This is a genomic window from Streptomyces sp. NPDC032721 (genome assembly GCF_055579625.1).
Genome location: NZ_JBVIMX010000035.1, coordinates 43,014 through 44,981, shown reverse-complemented (window position 1 = coordinate 44,981; position 1,968 = coordinate 43,014). Strand labels below are relative to the sequence as shown.

Annotated in this window: 1 protein-coding gene; it reads right to left on the bottom strand. The window is 71.2% G+C overall.

Annotated features, from left to right (window positions below):
- Window positions 1–311: 311 nt before the first annotated feature.
- Window positions 312–1,661: a helix-turn-helix transcriptional regulator gene (locus tag ACZ5PB_RS41165; RefSeq protein ID WP_468698643.1), complete on the bottom strand. Its 1,350-nt coding sequence runs from the start codon at window positions 1,659–1,661 to the stop codon at window positions 312–314.
- Window positions 1,662–1,968: the final 307 nt, after the last annotated feature.

Sequence of the window (1,968 nt, the reverse complement as noted above, 5' to 3'; positions counted from 1 at the left end):
CCCCCCCCCCCCCCCCCCCCCCCCCCCCCCCCCCCCCCCCCCCCCCCCCCCCCCCCCCCCCCCCCCCCCCCCCCCCCCCCCCCCCCCCCCCCCCGCTCCTGTGACGTCTGCGGAGGCCAGCTGAGCTGGCCTAACCGCACGAGGTTCGTCGGTGAACTCTGCGCGCCTGATGGACGGAAGGACCGAGGCGGCCCCCAGACCCCTGTGCCTGCACACCTGCGCCTCGGCAGGCATCCAGGCACTGGGAGTCGTCGAGGCTCCACGGAACTTCAGCGGCGCGGGCCCGGGCCGTTCAGGGCCATGAAGGACTCCTACGACCGGGCCTCGAAGTTGCCGGATCCCCTGCGACTGAGGACGAACTCGTAGACCGTCCGGCGGTACCAGTGATCACTGAAGACCTCAGGCTTCTTGCCGTCCCCGGAGGTCCGGTCGACGTACGGCACCTGCCCTCGGGCGTGGTAGGCAGTGATGGTCTCGCGGGCCAGGGGTTCCCCGCGGGTGGCCATCCCCAGGATCTCGGCGAAGTCGTAGATGTCCAGCAGGTCCAGGGGGTCGCCCTCAGGCAGCGGGTTGACCAGAGCCGGCCCGGTGCCCGTGTAGGCGGCCCACACGTGCGGGTGATTCTCCCGGACCCAGGCGTCGACGTCGCCCGGGGCGTATTCGGCCTCAGCCGAGCGACTGTCCAGCGGAGCAGGGAAGGCACGACGGAGGATCTTGCGACCCTCCCGCTTCTCCCTGACCGTGGTCCACTGCCGGCCGGTCTGCTCGGAGACCCCATACCGCGCGCCGATCGTCGCCGCGGTAAGTACGTCATGCCCACCCTGCGTCCCGGTTGCCGAGCCAGTCGCCGACGCCGGCTTGACCTGGTTCCCCCCGGCGTCGACGGAGGAGTCGGTCGGGCGCGTGCGGCCCGCCTGCTCCGCGCGGCGCCGAGCCGCGGCCCAGGAGCGCCTCCGGTTGTTCCGCACCCACTCGTCGACCTCGGCAGCGCTGTAGCCGTTGTCGCCGGCCTCGGGGAATCCGTCAACGCGAGTCCACGCCTTGGCGGTCGGGCCGCTGACCGCATACGTGGTCGCGATCCCCTGGGGGGCGAGGTATTCCGCGCGCGCAGTCGGCGAAGGGCTCGGAAGCACGCCGCCGGCTGCAGGGGCCTGCTCGCTCGCCGGCGCCTCCTCAGCCTTGGTCTGCCGGCGCATGCGTGTACGCGGACGGTTCACGAAGTTGTACGCGGTAAGGCGGAACCACTTCCGCTCAAAGACCTCTGGCTGCTTACCGTCACCGGGCGTGCGGTCCGGGGCGGCCAGGACCTTCCTGGAGATGTAGCTACGAAGGGTAGCTTCGGGCACGGGCTCTGTCCGCCCGAGGGCCTTGCCCTCCCACGCGCAGATGTCCGACAGCGTCACCAGGTCCGTCGGCTTGCCGGCGGGCAGACCGAACGGATTACCCGAGTCCTGCCCCTTCGCCCACTCGACAGGACGGTTCTCCTTCAGCCATCGGTCCACCTCCGCGGCCTTACGGACAAGGGTCCGTCCGGGGCCCTGCGGCCAACCCTCCGGGAACCCCGGGACCATCATCCAGTTGCGCACGGTCTTCTCGTGGGCCTGGTATCTCTGCGCGATGTCCTGTGTGGTCACGAGTTCATCAGCGTCGGCGGGAATCACCGTTACTCCTTGTCGAACCGGCGGTGAAGTCGCAGGCCGTGGTCATGGTCCCGCAGACGGGGCCTGGTTGATCGAGCTCGAGCTCAGCCGGCGGCTCTGGTGACCGCGCCGGCTTCCTCGATCCCGCAGGGGCATGGGTCAAAATACATCGTGGTGACGCAATACGCAACATGCGCTTGGGAGGTGGCGGAGCACGCCCGCGGGGGTGGGGGGGGGGGGGGGGGGGGGGGGGGGGGGGGGGGGGGGGGGGGGGGGGTGGTGGGGGTGGGTGGGGTTTTCCTAGGCGCGGGGGTAGGTTCTCTCTCAT